The following is an 18,399-nucleotide window of genomic DNA, read 5'->3' on the forward strand; positions in this document are numbered from 1 at the left end:
CTGGACTTAGTTTTCAGAACATTCCGCAGACCAGGAAACCCCCTTATCCGCAGCTCCGAAGGAGCAGGGTAAGGGGGTTTCCATGGTCGAGGACGTTCTGAAAACTAAGTCCAGCACGGGCCCGGACGAGAACAACCGTCTACAGGTCGATGTGCGATTCCTTGATCGGGAACGGCTCCGCAAAGTGACAGGCACAGCAGTGGCCCGGGGCAACTTCCTTAAACTCAGGGAGCTTCTCAGAGCAGATACCCTGCGCGATCGGGCAGCGAGTGTGGAAACGGCAGCCGGTCGGCGGATCCAGCGGCGACGGCGGATCGCCAGCGAGGATGATGCGCTTGCGGGTCTTCTGGATATCAGGATCGGGAACCGGCACGGCAGACAGCAGCGACTGCGTGTACGGATGGTGGGGCTCGCTGTAGAGCGTCTTCCAGTCCGAAACCTCGACCATCTTACCCAGATACATAACGGCAACGCGATCGGAGATGTGCTGCACGACGGACAGGTCGTGGGCGATAAACAGATATGCGGTACCGAACTTGTCCTGCAGTTCCTTGAGCAGGTTCAGAACCTGGGCCTGAATGGACACATCCAGAGCGGAAACCGGCTCGTCGCAGATAATCAGCTTGGGCTTCAGCGCAAATGCACGGGCAATGCCGACACGCTGACGCTGACCGCCGGAGAACTCATGAGGATAACGGTTGATGTGCTCGGGGTTCAGTCCAACGACGTCGAGAAGCTCGCGGACGCGCTCAATGCGCTCCTCCTTGGTGCCCACGCCGTGAATGGTCATGGGCTCGGAGACGATCTCACCGATGGTCATGCGAGGGTTGAGCGAAGCATAGGGGTCCTGGAAGATGAACTGCATCTCGCGACGCATATCCTTGATCTCGTGCTTGCTCATCTCGGCAACATCTTTGCCTTGGAAGAACACCTTACCGGCGGTCGGCTTGGTCAGGCGCATGATGGTGCGGCCCGTGGTGGACTTACCGCAACCAGACTCGCCGACCAGGCCAAAGGTCTCGCCCGGATAAATCTCGAACGAAATGTCATTCACAGCAGAGACGACACGCTTGGAGAAGCGCTTGGCGAACATGCCGGACTCAGCGGGAAACTCCTTAGAGAGGTGCTCGACCTTCAGCAGCGGAGTACGCTCGTTGGTATCTGCCATTACGCCTCGCCTCCCTTCTTGGAATCCTTGCGCGTACGGGACGTCTCAGGAGCGTTCTTGAGGAACTCGGGGTCACCGGAGTAGTGGCACGCAGAGTAATGACCAGACTCGGTAACAACGCGCTCGGGGCGCTGCTTGCGGCACTTGTCCGTCGCATAGGGGCAACGAGGAGAGAAGACGCAGCCCTCGGGCAGGTTCATGAGCGAAGGCGGGTTGCCGTGAATCGGCGTAAGAGGCTTCTTCTCTTCGATGGCCTGCTCCGGGATGGAGCGGATAAGGCCCCAGGTGTAGGGGTGGCGGCTCTCGTAGAAGATTTCCTCAGCAGTACCGAACTCGACGGGACGGCCGGCGTACATAACCATGATCTTATCGGCCATATCGGCGACGACGCCCAGGTCATGGGTAATCATGATGATGGCGTTGCCGTTCTTCTCCTGCATCTCCTGCATAAGCTCGATAATCTGAGCCTGAATGGTAACGTCCAGGGCAGTCGTGGGCTCGTCGGCAATCAGGATATCGGGATCGCACGCAAGAGCCATAGCAATCATGACGCGCTGACGCATACCGCCCGAGAACTGGTGCGGATACTCATTGACGCGCTTCTCAGGCTCGGGGATACCCACGAGGTCCAAAAGCTCGGTGGCGCGCTTGAGCGCCTCCTGCTTGGAGTAGCCACGGTGCAGACGAAGGCCCTCGCCCACCTGCTTGCCGATCTTATAGACCGGGTTCAAAGAGGTCATAGGATCCTGGAAGATCATCGCGATATCGTTACCGCGAATGTGCTGCATCTCTTCCTCGGTCATTTCGAGGATAGAACGACCGCGATAGCGAACGTCGCCGCCCTCGATCTTTCCCGGAGGCATCGAGATAAGACCCATGATGGTCATAGCGGTCACGGACTTACCGGAGCCGGACTCACCGACGACGCCCAGGGTCTCACCGCGATCGAGTGTGTAGGAGACACCGTCGACAGCGCGAACGACGCCATCCTCGGTGTGGAAATACATCTTAAGGTCATCGACCTCGAGCAGATGCTGGCCCTCGGGAACCGGCTGGTCCTTCAGGTCCACATAGTTCTTGTTCTTCTTCATCCTTATGCGTCCTTCATCTTGACGTCGAGGGCGTCGCGCAGACCGTCACCCAGCAGGGTGAAGGCGAGCACCGTCGAGAGAATTGCCAGACCGGGCATGATCATCATCCAGGGAGCAGTCAGAAGATACTGCTGACCGTCCTGAATCATGGAGCCCCACGAAGGCGTAGGCGGAATAACGCCCATGCCGAGGAAGGACAGAGCGGACTCGGTCAGAATGGCGCCACCAATGTTCATGGTTGCGTAGACCACGATGGAGGCGACGGAGTTCGGGAAGATGTGACGCACGACGATACGAGCATCAGATGCACCCATCGCGCGCGCAGCGTCAACATAGTCATTTTCCTTGACCGTCAAGATTGCAGAGCGGAAGACGCGCGCAATAGAAGGCCAGCCGAGAATACCGATGGCGATAAAGACATTCTGAAGACCACGGCCGATAACGGCGATCATGGCGACAACGAACAGCACGTACGGGAACGCCAGGAAGATATCCGCACAGCGCATGATGATCGTATCCCAAATGCCGCCGTAGAAACCGGCCAGAGCACCCATGACCAGACCGATCAGCGTGGAGATTGCGGTGGCCATAATGCCGACGGACAGCGAAACGCGCGCACCGTAGATAACGCGGACGAGAATGTCACGACCAAGGGCGTCGGTGCCAAACGGGTGCTCTGCACACGGAGCCAGCAGCGACGTCTCGGCCATGGTGGTCGAGTCGGAAGCCGTCGGCGAACCGAGCCAGGGCTTAGCCCACAGATCGGCAGTCAGCGCAACCAAAACGACGATGATGATCCAGCAGACACCGATAACGGCGAGCTTGTTCTTACGAAGACGCTTAAAAGCGTCGCCCCACAGCGTGCGGGACTTGGCGGGAGCAGATACGGCCTTGGTGGCGGTAGCCTGCTCCTGAGACTGAGAATCAGTTTCCTGCATGAGACGTACCTCCCTTAGGCCTTATCCGACGGACCGCCAAGGCGGATGCGCGGGTCGAGGAATGCATAGCTAATGTCGACGAGCAGGTTGATCACCATGACGACGACGACGATGAGCGTAACGCCGCCCATAACGATGGGCCAGTCACGCATGCTAATGGCGCGATAGACCTCATAGCCGATACCGGGCCAGTTAAAGACCGTCTCGGTCAGGATAGCGCCCGAAAGCATGCCGCCAAAGTCGACACCAATATAGGTAACGACGGGGATGAGTGCATTCTTAAGCGCATGCTTGATAATGATCGCGCGATTGGAGAGACCCTTGGCCTTTGCCGTACGGATGTAATCCTGGTTCATGACGTCAAGCAGCTGCGAGCGCATGATGCGGGCGGCATAAGCGGTCGAAACCGAAGCCAGCGTAATGGTCGGAAGCACATAGTGCATCCAATCCTGATACTGAGAGCTGGAACCGCCGGCACCCGAGATCGGCATGGAGAATGCACCGCCCGTGGCGTCCTTGAGAATGACGCCAAAGAACAGCTGCAGCAACATACCGAGCCAGAAGGCCGGGACGGCAACGAGAATCGACGTGGTGAGCGTTACCAAAATATCCCAGAAGGAATAACGCTTAACCGCCGAAATGATACCCGCACCGATACCCATGATTGCCTCGAGCACGATGGCGCACGCGGCAAGTTTGACCGTATACGGATACTTCTGGGCAAAGATTTCCGTAACCGGCAGCTTGCGCTGGTACGAATTGCCCAGATCGCCATGAAGCAGGCCGTTCATGTAATACAAGTAACGGTCCACGAGCGACGTTTGAACGGGGTCGCCGTTCTCGTCAAGGATCGCGTTGCCGTCCTCGTCCGTCTGGACCAGGTGATAGCGAACGCGAAGCTGAAGCTCCACCTCGGGGGACAGAGCCTTGTCTCCACCGATCAGCTTGATCGGATCTCCCGGCACGATATTCTGGAGGGCGAACAGAATCAGCGTAACGCCCAAAAACACCGGGATGAACTGAAGCACACGTTTAACGATGTACTTACCCATACCACTCCCCTATCTAGGGATTAACCTAAATGGGATGCCGATCGCCAGACCGGCATCCCAAAATTACCATCAGCCAGTTTACCCCAGGTTAGGGAGAACTGTATGTTTCCCATGAGGTCTACGTAAATACTTGACCCTCACGGAAGCTGCAAAACCCTTAGGCGAGCTCGGCGGTACCCAGATCGGCGTGCTTCTGCGGATCAACATAGAGATGCTTGACGCGGTCAGAGCCAGCGATGGTGTGCGTGTAGAACATCACCGGGATAACCGGGCAGTCAGCAGCGACCATGGCGTCGGCCTCCCGCATCTTGGCGATGCGCTCCTCGTCATCAACCGTGGTGCGGGCCTCGTCGACCTTGGCATCGAACTCGGGGTTGCTGTAACCGGAGCGGTTGTCGCCACCGAGGGAGTCGGAGTGGAACAGCGGGTACAGGAAGTTGTCCATGACCGGGTAATCGGCGATCCAGCCCAGACGGCCGAACTGATAGTTGAAGTTCTGATACTGCTCGAGCAGGGCAGACCACTCAGGGGTATCGGAGACAGCGGTAACGCCAACCTTAGCGAGGTCGCCGATGATGGACTCCATGATCTCCTTGTGACCACCGTCCTGGTTGTAGGAAAGGGTCACGCTAATGCCACGATCGCCGTTAGCGCCAGCGGGAGCGACCTTGTCGAGGTACTCGTTAGCCTTGTCGACGTCATAGGCGCAGAACTCCCATGCGCCCTCCTTGTAGCCGGCGATTCCCGGAGGAACAATACCGTCGGCGGGGGTACGGGTGCCCTTGAAGATGGTCTTGCAGATGGCCTCACGGTTGATGGCCAGGGAGATGCCCTTGCGCAGGTCGGCGTTATTGAACGGCTCGGCCGTGGTGTTGCAGGTCAGATAGTACGTGGAAGGCTCGGCACCGAGCAGCATATGCTCGCCGTCACCCATGGTGTAGCCGTCCTTGGACTCGCCACGGTCCTTCTTGGCGGCGTCGATCTGAGCAACGGGAACGTCGCAGACATCGAGGTTACCGGCCTGGAACTCCTTGTAAGCGGTCTCCATGTCCTTGATGACCTGGAAGTGGATGCCATCGATCTTGGCCTTGTCGCCATAGTAATCGTCAAACTTCTTGAGGTTGATCTCCTGGCCATCCTCCCACTTACCGTCCATCATGAACGGGCCGTTACCGACCGGGGCAAGGTAGAAGCTCTTGACATCGGACTCGGCGCACTCGGGAACCGGGGACAGAGCCGGGTGAGAGGCGACGAAGGGGAAGTCGGCGTAAGCGGAAGACAGCTTGACGACGAGGGTCTCATCGTCGGGGCAAGTAACACCGCTGAGCTCGGTAGCGTTGCCGGCAAGCAGATCGTCATAGCCCTCAACCATGGAAAGGTGATAGGAGACCTCGGAAGGACCATACTCGGTGGCGATGGCCGACTTGGTGTTGACTAGACGCTCCCAACCGAGCTTGAAGGACTTGGAGGTAACGTCGTCACCGTTGTGGAACTTAGCCTTCTTGATCTTGAAGGTGAACTCGGTGGCGTCGTCGTTAGCCTCAAAGGACTCGCAAGCCAGCGGAACGATCTCGCCCTTCTCGGGGTCGTACTCCGTCAGAGCGTCGAAGAGCTGGTACTCGACCTGAGTGCCCTGATCCTCCTGGACGTTGTAGGGGTCGATGCAGACCGGGTTGTTGATGTAGAAGTTCAGCGTCGAACCGGAGTCAGATCCGGAAGCGTCGCCGCCCTTCTTGCCGCACGCGGCAAGAAAAGCCATGGAGCTCGCAGCGAGGGTGCCGCCAACAAAGGCGCGACGACCCATAACGGGCTGGTGGAACATAGAATCAGCCATGCCATCCTCCTTATGAGATAGGACAAAGTGAATTCGGCCGGGCAACGTCGAGACAGCCCAATCGAACCATTCAAACGCGGTCCGCCGTTATGGCTGGTTATGCAATGCGGGCCAACGTTTTGCAATACAGTAGCGCATTTTATGCACAATTTGGGGCTAATTCCGGTTAACGGTCGAGAATTTCTTTAGTTGGGCGAAGTATGTGGTGATATTCTGGCTCTGTTACAAGTCTGTAAACAAAAAGGGCCCCGCACATGCGAGACCCTTTTCAAACGTATATACGCCGATGCTTAGTAGCCGACGATGCCCTGCGGGAAGAAGAACATGCACAGGACGACGCACACGGCAAAAACAACGGCCATAATTACCGTCAGGCGATCGAGGTTCTGCTCCATGACGCCCGTGGCAGAGCTGGAGTTATACAGCGAGCTAGCGATCATATCCGAAACGCCGGTGCCCTTACCGGAATGCATCAGGACGAGAATCGTCAGCGCCACGGCAGAGACAGCCCAAACGACAAACAGAAGAATCTGGAACGGACCCATAGATAAGCTCCTTAATAGAACAATTCAAACTCCAGTACTGTACCACAACCTCCAACACTCCCCCACCTGCCATTTAGGGACGGGGTAGAAATGGCAGAAATACCAAAAAGGGGGTTGCCCGAATTTGGGCAACCCCCTCGCATGAAAACGCTTGGAGTTTTCACTTAGGCCTCGGTGGCGAGCACGCGGCCCGTCATCTCGGCGGAAGGCTCAATACCAGCCATGGTGAGCATGGTCGGAGCGATATCGGAGAGACGGCCGTCCTCGATACCGGTGAGCTTGGCCTTCTCATCAACGATGATAAACGGCACGCGGTTGGTGGTGTGAGCCGTAAACGGATGCTTGGAACCGTCGGAAGCAACGTCAAACATGTGATCGGCGTTGCCGTGGTCGGCGGTAATCAGCGCAAAGCCGCCCTTGGCGAGAATCGCCGGGACAACCTTGGACAGGGCATCGTCAACAGCCTCGACGGCCTTAACGGCGGCGTCGAAGACACCGGTGTGACCAACCATGTCGCAGTTCGCGAAGTTCACGATGTAGAAATCAGCGCGATCCTCGTTGATGGCGGCGACGAGCTTCTCGGTCACCTCGGGAGCGCTCATCTCGGGCTGCAGATCGTAGGTAGCGACCTTGGGGGAAGCGACGAGCACGCGCTCCTCGCCCTCCTTGGGCTCCTCGATGCCGCCGTTGAGGAAGAACGTCACGTGGGCGTACTTCTCGGTCTCGGCGGTATGCAGCTGCTTCAGGCCATTGGCGGCGATAACGTCGGCCAGAACGTTCTCGGGGAACGTCTTGGGGAAGGCGACCTCGACGTCAAACGTCGGGTCGTACTCGGTCATCGTCACAAAGTGCGAAAGCTTGATCTGCTCGCGCTCAAAGCCGTCGAACTCCTTATCCGTGAACACGCGAGTCATCTGACGAGCGCGGTCGGGACGGAAGTTAAAGAAGATGGCCGCGTCGCCCTCGTGAATGCCCTCGTTGTGGGCAGCGAAGGGCTCGACGAACTCGTCGCCGCGCGGATCCTTCTCGTAGTACGCCTTGATACCGGCAACGGGGTCGGTATCAGCATCGGACGCGTTGACCATGACGTCGTAGGCGCGCTGGATGCGCTCCCAACGATTATCGCGGTCCATAGCCCAATAACGGCCCGAGACGGTGGCAACGCGAGCGTCGCAACCGGTCTCCTCGGAGATCTTAGCCAGGAAGGCGCAGAACTCACTCATGTAACCGGCACCGGACTGCGGGTCAACGTCGCGGCCATCCATGAAGGCGTGGACGCGAACGGTCTTGACACCATGCTCGGCAGCCATCTTGACCAGAGCCTCGACGTGGTTCATGTGAGAATGAACACCGCCAGGGCTCATAAGGCCCATGAGGTGCAGGGTCTTGCCTTCGGCCTTGACGTCGTCCATAGCCTTGACGAAGACCTCGTTCTTGGCGATGGAGCCGTCCTTGATGGCGTTGTTGATGCGCGAAAGCTCCTGGAACACGATGCGGCCGGCACCGATGTTGAGGTGACCCACCTCGGAGTTGCCCATCTGACCGTCGGGAAGGCCCACGTCCTCGCCCGAAGCGCCGAGCGTAGTGTGGGGATACTTCTCGTACAGGCTATCAAGGAAGGGCGTCTTGGCAGCGGCGACGGCGTTCTCGCCATCGGCCGGAGCAAGGCCGCAGCCGTCCATGATAATCAGGAGTGCAGGAAGATGACGCTGTGCCATATGTCCTACTCGCCTGCCTTGACGACCATAGAGGCGAAGTCGGCAGCCTTGAGCGAAGCGCCGCCCACGAGGGCGCCGTCAACGTCGGGCTTGGCGACGAGCTCGGCAATGTTGCCGGGCTTGGCAGAGCCACCATAGAGAACGCGGATGCCGTTAGCGAGCTCCTCGCCGAACATCTCCTTGAGGGTCTCACGGATAGCGCCGCAGACCTCCTGAGCGTCCTCAGCGGTAGCGGTCTTACCGGTGCCGATGGCCCAGATGGGCTCGTAGGCGACGACGACCTGCTTGGGGCAGGTGATCTCAAGACCAGCAAGGCCAGCCTTGACCTGGTTCACGACATGCTCGACATAGGTGCCAGCCTCGCGGACCTCGAGGGACTCGCCGCAGCAGAAGACGGGAACAAGACCGGCGGCAACGAGAGCCTTGGCCTTCTTGTTCTGGTCCTCGTCGGTCTCGTGGAAGTAGTCGCGACGCTCGGAGTGACCGATGATGCAGTAGGTGCAGCCAGCGGACTTGAGCATGTCGCAAGAGGACTCACCGGTGAAGGCACCCTTGGCCTCCCAGTACACGTTCTGTGCACCGAGGGCGATGGGGGCAGCCTGAATGCGGTCATGAACCGTGGTGATGTCAATGGTCGGAGGGCAGACGAGCACCTCGACGCCAGCCGGAACCTCGGGCAGAGCCTGAGCCAGCTCGTCGGCGAGCTTGGCGGCCTCGGCGACGTCGTTGTTCATCTTCCAGTTACCAGCAATAAGAAGGGTGCGATTAGGCATCGAGAAGCGCCTCCACTCCGGGCAGGGCCTTACCCTCGACGAGCTCCATGGAAGCGCCACCACCGGTGGAGATCCAGCTCATCTTGTCGGCCAGGTTGAACTTGTTGACAGCCGCGACAGAGTCACCACCGCCGATGATCGAGGTGCAGTCGGCCTCGGCGACGGCCTCGGCGATAGCCTGGGTGCCGTGAGCGAAGTTGTCGAACTCGAAGACGCCCATGGGGCCGTTCCAGAACACGGTCTTGGCGCCCTTGACGGCCTCGGCGTAGAGCTCCTCGGTCTTGGGGCCGATGTCCATGCCCTCACGATCGTCGGGGATAGCGTCGGAAGCGACAACCTCGGGGACAGCGTCCTCGCCAAAGTGATCGGCAACGCGGTTGTCGATGGGGAGCAGGATCTTGACGCCCTTTTCCTCGGCCTTCTTGAGCATCTCGCCGGCGCGCTCGACCCAGTCCTCTTCCTTGAGGGACTGACCGACGGTCAGGCCCTGAGCCAGGAAGAAGGTGTAGGCCATGCCGCCACCGATGATCAGGGTGTCAGCGGAGTCGATGAGGTGATCGAGAACGCCGATCTTGGAAGAAACCTTGGAACCGCCGACGATAGCGACGAAGGGGCGCTCGGGCTCGGCGAAGATGCCGGTCAGCGTGTCGACCTCCTTCTCGAGCAGGAAGCCGGCGACGGCAGGCAGGTAAGCGGCGGGGCCCACGACGGAACCCTGGGCGCGGTGAGCGGTGCCGAAGGCATCGAGAACGAAGACGTCACCATAGGAAGCGAGCTTCTTGGCGATCTCGGGATCGTTCTTCTTCTCACGCTTGTCGAAACGGACGTTCTCGAGAACGAGGACCTTGCCCGGCTCGACGGCGGCGACAGCCTCAGCAGCCTTCTCGCCGTAGGTGTCGGCGACAAAGGCAACATCGAGACCAGAGAGCTCAGCGAGCTTCTTGGCGACAGGCTCAAGGGAGAGCTCAGGCTGGAAGCCGGTGCCCTCGGGACGGCCGAGGTGGCTCATGAGGATGACGCGAGCGTTGTGCTCAACGAGGTAGTTGATGGTGGGCAGGGCAGCCTTGATGCGGGTGGTGTCGCCAACGACGCCATCCTTGATAGGCACGTTGAAGTCAACGCGGACGAGAACGCGCTTGCCGTCGACATCGATGTCGCGGACGGTCTTCTTGGTAAAGGCCATGTTTGCTTCTACCTTTCGTACGTGTCTGCCTCCCATTACGGCAGACGATTTCCTATAAAAAGGGCGCGACCCTAGGGTGTAAGCCCTATAAGGCCGCGCCCTTCTTTAGACGCTCAACGAGCTATTCGCTAAAAGCTAAATTAAGCAACGAACTTCTCGAAGTACTTGATGGTGCGGACCATCTGAGAGGTGTAAGAGTTCTCGTTGTCGTACCAAGAGGTGACCTGAACGAGGGTCTGGCCGTTGCCGAGGTCAGAGCACATGGTCTGAGTGGCGTCGAAGATGGAGCCGTGGGTCTCGCCGATGATGTCGGTGGAGACGATGTCGTCCTCGTTGTAACCGAAGGTCTCGGAGATGGTGGAAGCGTAGGCCTTCATAGCGGCGTTGACCTCGTCGACGGTGACCTTCTTGTCAACGACAGCGTAGAGGTTGGTGATGGAGCCGGTCGGCGTCGGGACGCGCTGGGCGGCACCGATGAGCTTACCGTTGAGCTCGGGGAGAACCAGGCCGATAGCCTTGGCAGCACCGGTGGTGTTGGGGACGATGTTGACGGCGCAGGCGCGGCTACGACGCTTGTTGCCCTTGCGCTGCGGGCCGTCGAGCGGCATCTGGTCGCCGGTCCAGGCGTGAATGGTGGTCATGATGCCGGACACGATGGGAGCGAAGTCGTTCAGACCCTTGGCCATCGGGGCGAGGCAGTTGGTGGTGCAGGAAGCGGCGGAGATGATGTTGTCCTCAGCGGTCAGCGTCTCGTGGTTGACGTTGTACACGATGGTGGGCAGATCGCTGCCGGCCGGAGCGGAGATGACGACCTTCTTGGCGCCAGCGTTGATGTGGGCCTGAGCCTTAGCCTTGCTGGTGTAGAAGCCGGTGCACTCGAGAACGACGTCGACGTCGAGGTCGCCCCAAGGCAGGTTGTTGGCGTCGGCCTCCTTGTAGATCTTGATCTCCTTGCCGTCAACGGTGATGGAATCCTCGCCAGCAACGACCTCGTGATCGCGAGCGTAGTTGCCCTGCGTGGAGTCGTACTTCAGCAGGTAAGCGAGCATATCGGGAGAGGTGAGGTCGTTGATAGCGACAATCTCGGAGCCCTCATGACCGAACATCTGACGGAAAGCCAGACGACCGATGCGACCGAAGCCGTTAATAGCAACCTTTACTGCCATTGTGTCTCCTTTCGTAAGGCCCCCGCAAGCTACAGCGCCCGCCGTTGAGGCCCACAAACTAACCACTCGCCTAATATACCTTTTTTTTGACTTGAATTTCACGAGAATGCTCGAAATTGAAAATCAAATTTACGTTAAAACGTTTTAAAGAATAAAATAGCAGCTAAATCCGTATATACGTCAATACTTTAAACTACTTGTTTGCTTCAATGAGCTTTTCAAGACGTAAAACACGATGGTAGAGGGCCGACTTCGACAAGGGAGGGTCAGCCATCTCCCCCAGATCGCGCAGTGACAGATCGGGATAGCGCTCGCGCAGGTCGCAAAAGACTGCTAAGGCGTCCGGAAGCGTGTCGCGTAAACCCCGCTGTTCGAGCTCATCGATCAACGCAAGCTGATGCTGAGCAGCGCCCGCACTTCTGGTCTGATTGGCCAGCTCGGCATTCACGCGACGGTTTACGTCGTTCTTAACCAATTTGACCGCGCGCGCTTCCTCAATCTCGGCAACGCTGCGCTTGGCTCCGACCAGCTTTAGGAGCTGCTCGATCTCCTCGGCGCTCTTAATGTACACGGCATAGGACCCGCGCCGTGCGTTGACGCGCGCATGGACCCCAATCTGCTCCAGCAGATCGCAGAGCCCCTTGGCATATTGCTCGCCCTGCACCGCAATCTCCAAATGAAAGTCGCCGCGGGGATCGGCCACGAAACCGCCGGCGATGAGCGCGCCGCGGATGTAGGCAAGTCTGCAGCAGGGACGGGCAACGATGTGCCGGGGAACACCGGCGACGAGCCCTCCCCTGCGGTCGAGAATGCCCAGCAGCACCAGAGCCTTGTCCAGGTCGGGTTGATCGGGCAGGGTAATGAGATAGTTACGGACCTTATGCAAGACCGATTTACGAACGGTGAATTCCGTTTTGAGCTTAAGGATACGATGCGCCAGCGTGATCATCGTGCGCGCGACGGCGCCCGTCTCGGTCGCGACCGTCAAACGATACCGCCCGGAGCCGGCCAGCGAAAGTGTACCGCTCACACGCGTCAGGGCGGCAAGCGTCGACAAATCGCAGTATTCACATTCGGGTTCGCAGCGCGCGAGCTCGTCACGCACCTCGGCGGTAAACGACATGCAGGCCTATGCTTTCGTGTTCGCGCGCGACAAGTCGCGATGGGAAATGCTCACGTGATACTGGGCGCCTTCCAAATAACGCGCCGTGGCCTCGGCGATGGCAACGCTGCGGTGTTGACCGCCCGTGCAACCGATGGCGATAGAAAGCTGCGGCTTGCCCTCCGCGATATAGCCGGGCATGACCGTATCGAGCAGCTGCGTCCAGGCCTTCCAGAACTCCTGGGTCTTGGGATGGTCCAGAACAAAGTCGGAGACTTTCTTATCGAGACCGGTCATGGTGCGCATCTCGGGATCGTAGAACGGATTGGGCAGGAAGCGAACGTCGATCATAATGTCCGCCTCGACGGGCATACCGTGCTTAAAGCCAAACGAGAACACGTGAACGTCCATGAGCTGCTGGTCGGACAACTCGGAGAACGCCATGCGCAATTTATTACGCAGGGCAGAGGTGCGCAGACGGCTCGTGTCGATGATCATATCGGCTCGATCGCGCACACCCCGCAGCTGCAGACGCTCCCGCTGAATCGCATCGGCCGTAGTCTCCCCCGGCTTGGCAATGGGATGGCGGCGGCGGTTTTCGCTATAACGACGGATCAGCACCTCGTCAGAGGCCTCGAGAAAAACGATGTCGCAGCTCATCTCGCGCTCCTCGAGTGCGGCAACGGCATCGAGCAGCTCATCGAACAAGCCCTGGCTGCGCAGGTCGCAGGTGACGGCAAGGTGCCTGCCCACGCCCGTATTGATGCCAACGAGCTCGGCAAGCTGGGCAATCAGACGCGGTGGCAGGTTATCAATGCAAAAATAGCCCATATCCTCGAACACGTGCATGGCCTGTGTGCGGCCCGATCCGGACATTCCGGTGATGATGACGATATCGGGGATGCGCTCCGAGCGCTCCGCCGCATCCATGGCATCTCCCTTTTGCATGTGCTGCCTCCCAAAAACAAGCGCGGGACCCAGCAACCCGGATCCCGCGCGGTCAATTGCCTATATTGAGTATACCGCCCCGAGCGGATACAGGGCCTGTCTTACGCCTCAAGCGCAGCCTTGAACCAACTCGTAATACTCGTGGGGTGCGTGATGGCGGTGCCGACGACAACGGCCCAGGCGCCAGCATCGATTGCGGCGCGAGCCTCCTCGGGCGTGTGCACGCGGCCCTCGCAGATGATGGGAAGACCGGGGAATTCCTCGGTCGCCTGACGCAGGAGCGGCAGATCGGGGCCATCGGCCATGGTGCAGTCGATGGCGGCGACGCCGTGAGAAAGCGTGGTGGATACCAGGTCAAAGCCCATATCAACCGCACGGCGAATGTCCTCGATGGTGGCACAGTCGGCCATCAGGAGCACGCCCTCCTCGTGCAGCGGACGGAAGGTGTCCTCGACGGTCTTGCCATCGGGACGCGGGCGATCAGTGGCGTCAATTGCCACGATGTCGGCACCGGCGGCAACGCAGGCGCGAGCATGACGCAGCGTCGGCGTGATGTAGACGCCCTCGTGTCCATCCTTCCACAAGCCGATGACGGGAACCTCGCAGCGGCCCTTAATGGCGGCGATGTCAGCAAGACCCTGGCAGCGAATAGCGGCGGCGCCGCCAAGCTCGCAGGCGCGAGACATCTGAGCCATGGTTTCGGGCGTACGAAGCGGCTCGCCCATATAGGCCTGAACGCTCACGACGAGCTTGCCCTTCAGGGATTGAATCAAAGGATCAACGGTCATGTTCGACTCAACCTTTCTCAAAATAGCCTTCTGAGACACCGCACCTTGACGTTCAAACCGTCGCTCGCGTACCGAAGTACGCTTCGCTCCTCTTTCACGTCAATCTGCGGCACCTCAGAAGGCGCACTTGGTAGTTATGCTTACTTCAACGACGCAAGAAGGTGTTCGGCGGCACCGATGAGCGGCGCGTCGCCCTCCAGAGAACCGATGAGGATCGGCGTGTCCTGAAGCGGGTCGAGCGCCTGGCTGGCATAGCCCTCGTGCACCGAGTCCTTCCACGTCTGCGAGCGCCAATCGGGACCCTGGTGAATCACACCGCCCGAAAGCACGATGACCTCCGGGTCAAGGATATTGGCGAGCGAGCCCAAGCTGGCGCCCAGCGCAAAGCCAGCGTCATGGATGACCTCGGTCGCCTTTGCGTCGCCAGCACGGCACAGGTCGTTCACGTCGCGACCGACCGAAGGACGGCCGGGGTCAACTCGACCGAAGCGCTCGTCGTACATACGGCCAATCGAGGTGCCCGAGGCTACCGACTCAAGATGACCAGAACGCCCGCAGGCGCAGGGAATGCCGGCGGCAGCCGAGCACTCGATGTGGCCCATATGGCCGGCAGCACCATGGAAGCCCTGCATTACGCGGCCGTTCTCGACATATGCGCCGCCGATGCCCGTACCGATGCCAAGACACAAGACGGAGAACTTGCCCTTGCCGACGCCCCAGTGGGCCTCGCCCAGAGCATGAGCCTGCACGTCGCCTACAACGGCAACGGGAAGACCGAGATCCTCGCGCAGACGCGGCCCCAACTGAACGCCGGACCAGCCGGGCATGATCTCATTGGCATACGCGATGGCGCCCGTCTTGGGATCGACGACGCCGGCGGCACCGATACCGACGCCAAGGACCTCGACATCGGGATTCGCCTCGAGAGCAGCCTTGACGGACGCCTCGATACGCTGGAAGACGGCCTCGCCGCCCTCTTGGGCCTCTGTGGGAACCTCGGCCTCAAAAACGGGATGGGGCACACTACCGTCAGCCGGATACTCCATAATGGCAGTCGCAATCTTGGTGCCGCCGATATCGACGGAGCAAACGTACTTGTTCTCCATGTCGCTCTCCTTCGGAGATAAAAACAACTACAGGAAATGAGGGCAGAATTATCGCCACAGGTTGATAAAGGTTTCCCAGGTGCCCGAGGTTGGGGTGAAAGTGGTCGGGCGTTGACCTAATGGGTCACGCCCGACCACTTGAGCCCCAAGATCGGGTGCCTGGGGAAGCTTTACAGGAGACCGTTGTCCTGGAGGACCTTCTTAATAGCCTCGACGTTCTCGCCAGTCATGGCCTTCACCGGGCGCGGCATGGTCGGGCTGTCGAAGATGCCCATGAGGTTCATAGCGGTCTTGAAGGCGCCGACGCCACCGGCATAGCCCTGGACGCCCGAGGTGACATCCCAGATGTGGGAGATCTCGTTGAGGCGATCCTGCTCGGCCTTGACGGTAGCCCAGTCACCGGCCTGAGCGGCCTTCCACTGGCGCACGTAGCCCTCGGGCTCAACGTTGGCAAGGCCCGGGACAGAACCGTCGGCGCCACCGAGGTAAGCGCCGTCGACAACAACCTCGTGACCGGTGAGGATGCTCATCGGATGGCCGTTCTTCTCGTTCTCCTGAACGAGATAGCGGAACGAGATGTCATCACCCGAGGAATCCTTGACGCCAGCAAGGACGCCCTCGGCGCCGAGCTTGGCAAGGAGCTTCCAGGGGAGCTTGGTGTGAACGCAGACGGGAATGTCATAGGCAAAGATGGGCAGGTCGAGCTCCTCGTGCAGGATGCGGAAGTGCTCCTCGACCTCGGTCATGCCCTGCAGGGCATAGAACGGGCAGGTGGCGACAAGCGCATCGGCGCCCAGCTCCTGAGCGACCTTACCGTGCTCGATCATGCGCTCGGTCTCGGTATCGATGATGCCGACCAGGACGGGCACGCGGTGGTCGACGATACGAACGGCCTCGGCGATGATCTGGCGACGACGCTCATCGGTGGAGAAAACGACCTCGCCCGAAGAGCCCAGGAAGAACAGGCCATCGACGCCGGCATCGATCATGCGGTTGATGCTGCGCTCAAAGGAGGCAACGTCGAGCTGGTGGTCTTCGGTATCGGGAACAACGACGGGAGGGATAACGCCGGTGAATTTCTGAGTTGCCACAAGAATCTCCTTAGTTGTCTGGCGGGCGGCCCTATGCCACCCACTCTTGTTGGCAGTGTCCAGGCCGTCTAGGCCAAAGAACACGGGTAGAACGTTTGGTTAAAGAAGTCGACGACTTCGTTTTCGAACGCATTGATACGCTCATGAGCGTATTTGGCATAGATGATATGCCTCCGGTCACACTCAAAACCGTTGAATACGGCAAACTGATCCTTGGGATCGCTCACGGTATCCATAAGCGATGTGCCCATGAGCACCGATCCGCGCACCCGAGACGACAGCGCCTCGAGGCCGCCAGGAAGCGGATTGGCAACCGCCGTGCAGGCGAGGCCCCGCTCGTCCAGAGCAGAAACCGCCAGCGCGACTCCGCCGCCAAGACCCTCGCCCCATGCAAAGATGCGGTCGGGGTCCATGCCATCAAGATTGCGCGCCACCTTCGCCATCGCGCAACCCCAACGGACGCGCTTGACAAAAGCGGGCGAAGCAATCCCCCGCTGCAGGTCGTCCGCACCAGCGACATCGTCATCCAGCGCGAGGACGGCATACCCCATGGCGGCAAATCTCGTCATGTGATGCCAGCCGCGCACAGGCCGATCGATGTCGTGGAACATCAGGCACAGCGGCACGCGCTCAGATACTCGGGCACGACCAACAGGCTCAATCAAGCGAGCGTGGACCGCATCGTCACCGAGCTCAAAGGAAATCTCCGAGTAACGAGCGCAGGGGTTAACAAAGTCAATCGCCGTAATGGCCTGGCCTTGAATCTCAAGATTCGAAGCGCATGTCTCTAAATCAGAAACATCTGCTTGGACATCGCCGTGCCAGTCCCGATATTCTGCGAGCCTTGATGAAACCGTTCCGGGAATTCCCACGAGCCCGGGGACTATCAGCTCGTCAACATTGCTCTCGCACTTAGACATGAGCCTCCCCTCCCTCACAGAAAAACGGAATGATCAGATCGTCAAAATCCTGAATCTCCTCGTGGCCAAAGCCCTCAAAGAACTCATGACGCTTATCGCAGGACAGGTTGTTGTACACCGCAAACTGCGTTGCCGGCGGACAGACGGTATCGGCCGTGCCCGTGCCAAACAGCACGGGGCACTTGACCATGGGGGCAAAATTCTTGGAATCGAAGTACGCCAGCTTGGCATAGGATTCCTCGATACGAGTCGAGTCCTCGTCAAACCAACGCGACCAATAGCGCAGACCCTCGTAGGCAATATCGTCGGCGTCCAAATCCCAGACCAGGCGGAAATCCGACAGGAAGGGATAGAGGATGGCGGCGCGATTGATAAGCTCGCCGTTAAGCGCACAGGTCGCAATGCCCAAACCGCCGCCCTGCGACGCGCCGTTCACAAATACGTGGGCAAGATCGATGCCCTCAAGCTCGCGAACGATGCGGCACAGGATGCGAATATCTTGGTGCAAGCGGACATAGTAGAGGTTGGCCGGGTCGCCGTCGATACCGGCGACGATATGGCCCGCGACCGTTGTGCCCTCAAATCCACCAATGTCCTCGGAGGGACCTCCTTGACCGGGGCAGTCGAGGGCGATGAGCGCCATGCCCATGCCCGCAAACGACGCCTGCTCAAACCAGCTGCGGCTTGCACCCGGATATCCATGGAACTGAAGTACCAATGGCACGGGCTCATCCGAGACGGGTTTAAGGTACTTAGCATGCAGGCGTGCGCCACACATGCCGGTATACCAGAGGTCGAAAAACCGACAGGTTGCGGAATCCGCAACCGAAGCCGCCTCAATCGCGTAGTCGAGCTCGACGGCGTCGGCCTCGGCCATGCGGTCCTTCCAAAAGAGATCGAAATCCGATGGGCGGGGCATAGCGCCTCGATATTCACCAAATTGCTGTTGTAGCTCCTGAGCACTTGGCATGGCTCG

General features: G+C 59.4%; 17 protein-coding genes. All 17 read right to left on the reverse strand.

Annotated features, from left to right (window positions below; translation table 11 throughout):
- Window positions 1-139 precede the first annotated feature (139 nt).
- Entirely contained in the window at window positions 140-1,168 is a 1,029-nt protein-coding gene (locus DXC67_RS07880) for an ABC transporter ATP-binding protein (RefSeq protein WP_022094888.1), read from the reverse strand.
- Window positions 1,168-2,259, reverse strand: coding sequence for an ABC transporter ATP-binding protein (locus DXC67_RS07885; protein WP_022094887.1), 1,092 nt, complete (start codon window positions 2,257-2,259; stop codon window positions 1,168-1,170). The genes DXC67_RS07880 and DXC67_RS07885 overlap by 1 nt, the downstream gene beginning before the upstream one ends.
- 2 nt (window positions 2,260-2,261) lie before the next feature.
- Window positions 2,262-3,197 (reverse strand): ABC transporter permease, encoded by a 936-nt coding sequence (locus DXC67_RS07890; protein WP_117637995.1) that lies wholly within the window; start codon window positions 3,195-3,197, stop codon window positions 2,262-2,264.
- A gap of 14 nt (window positions 3,198-3,211) precedes the next feature.
- Window positions 3,212-4,249 carry an ABC transporter permease gene (locus DXC67_RS07895; protein ID WP_117637996.1) on the reverse strand — a complete coding sequence of 346 codons (1,038 nt, stop codon included), beginning with the start codon at window positions 4,247-4,249 and terminating at the stop codon, window positions 3,212-3,214.
- Between the two features lie 157 nt (window positions 4,250-4,406).
- Window positions 4,407-6,083 carry an ABC transporter substrate-binding protein gene (locus DXC67_RS07900; protein WP_117637997.1) on the reverse strand — a complete coding sequence of 559 codons (1,677 nt, stop codon included), beginning with the start codon at window positions 6,081-6,083 and terminating at the stop codon, window positions 4,407-4,409.
- Window positions 6,084-6,373: 290 nt separating this feature from the next.
- The gene (secG, locus tag DXC67_RS07905) at window positions 6,374-6,628 is read right to left on the reverse strand and encodes a preprotein translocase subunit SecG (RefSeq protein WP_006236144.1); all 255 of its coding nucleotides are present in this window, start codon (window positions 6,626-6,628) and stop codon (window positions 6,374-6,376) included.
- A 164-nt stretch (window positions 6,629-6,792) separates the two neighbouring features.
- The gene (gpmI, locus tag DXC67_RS07910) at window positions 6,793-8,346 is read right to left on the reverse strand and encodes a 2,3-bisphosphoglycerate-independent phosphoglycerate mutase (protein WP_117637998.1); all 1,554 of its coding nucleotides are present in this window, start codon (window positions 8,344-8,346) and stop codon (window positions 6,793-6,795) included.
- A 5-nt stretch (window positions 8,347-8,351) separates the two neighbouring features.
- Window positions 8,352-9,119: a triose-phosphate isomerase gene (gene tpiA / locus DXC67_RS07915; RefSeq protein WP_022094882.1), complete on the reverse strand. Its 768-nt coding sequence runs from the start codon at window positions 9,117-9,119 to the stop codon at window positions 8,352-8,354.
- Window positions 9,112-10,302: a phosphoglycerate kinase gene (gene pgk / locus DXC67_RS07920; protein WP_099431437.1), complete on the reverse strand. Its 1,191-nt coding sequence runs from the start codon at window positions 10,300-10,302 to the stop codon at window positions 9,112-9,114. Before pgk ends, tpiA begins: the two co-directional genes overlap by 8 nt.
- Before the next feature lie 140 nt (window positions 10,303-10,442).
- On the reverse strand, window positions 10,443-11,468 hold the full coding sequence (gap, locus tag DXC67_RS07925) for a type I glyceraldehyde-3-phosphate dehydrogenase (protein ID WP_099431436.1): 1,026 nt from the start codon (window positions 11,466-11,468) through the stop codon (window positions 10,443-10,445).
- Window positions 11,469-11,661: 193 nt separating this feature from the next.
- Window positions 11,662-12,591, reverse strand: a complete 930-nt coding sequence (whiA, locus tag DXC67_RS07930; protein WP_117637999.1) for a DNA-binding protein WhiA — start codon at window positions 12,589-12,591, stop codon at window positions 11,662-11,664.
- 6 nt (window positions 12,592-12,597) lie between these two features.
- Window positions 12,598-13,518 (reverse strand): RNase adapter RapZ, encoded by a 921-nt coding sequence (gene rapZ / locus DXC67_RS07935; RefSeq protein WP_117638000.1) that lies wholly within the window; start codon window positions 13,516-13,518, stop codon window positions 12,598-12,600.
- 101 nt (window positions 13,519-13,619) lie between these two features.
- Window positions 13,620-14,306 (reverse strand): N-acetylmannosamine-6-phosphate 2-epimerase, encoded by a 687-nt coding sequence (locus tag DXC67_RS07940; protein WP_022094877.1) that lies wholly within the window; start codon window positions 14,304-14,306, stop codon window positions 13,620-13,622.
- A 140-nt stretch (window positions 14,307-14,446) separates the two neighbouring features.
- Window positions 14,447-15,412 (reverse strand): ROK family protein, encoded by a 966-nt coding sequence (locus DXC67_RS07945; RefSeq protein ID WP_117638001.1) that lies wholly within the window; start codon window positions 15,410-15,412, stop codon window positions 14,447-14,449.
- Between the two features lie 170 nt (window positions 15,413-15,582).
- On the reverse strand, window positions 15,583-16,503 hold the full coding sequence (locus DXC67_RS07950; protein WP_035138887.1) for a dihydrodipicolinate synthase family protein: 921 nt from the start codon (window positions 16,501-16,503) through the stop codon (window positions 15,583-15,585).
- A gap of 68 nt (window positions 16,504-16,571) precedes the next feature.
- On the reverse strand, window positions 16,572-17,423 hold the full coding sequence (locus DXC67_RS07955) for an acetylxylan esterase (protein WP_117638002.1): 852 nt from the start codon (window positions 17,421-17,423) through the stop codon (window positions 16,572-16,574).
- A complete protein-coding gene (locus tag DXC67_RS07960; RefSeq protein ID WP_117638003.1) occupies window positions 17,416-18,393 on the reverse strand; it encodes an acetylxylan esterase in 978 nt (325 codons plus the stop codon). The genes DXC67_RS07955 and DXC67_RS07960 overlap by 8 nt, the downstream gene beginning before the upstream one ends.
- Window positions 18,394-18,399 lie beyond the last annotated feature (6 nt).

The organism is Collinsella sp. TF07-1 (assembly GCF_003437235.1).
GTDB lineage: Bacteria > Actinomycetota > Coriobacteriia > Coriobacteriales > Coriobacteriaceae > Collinsella.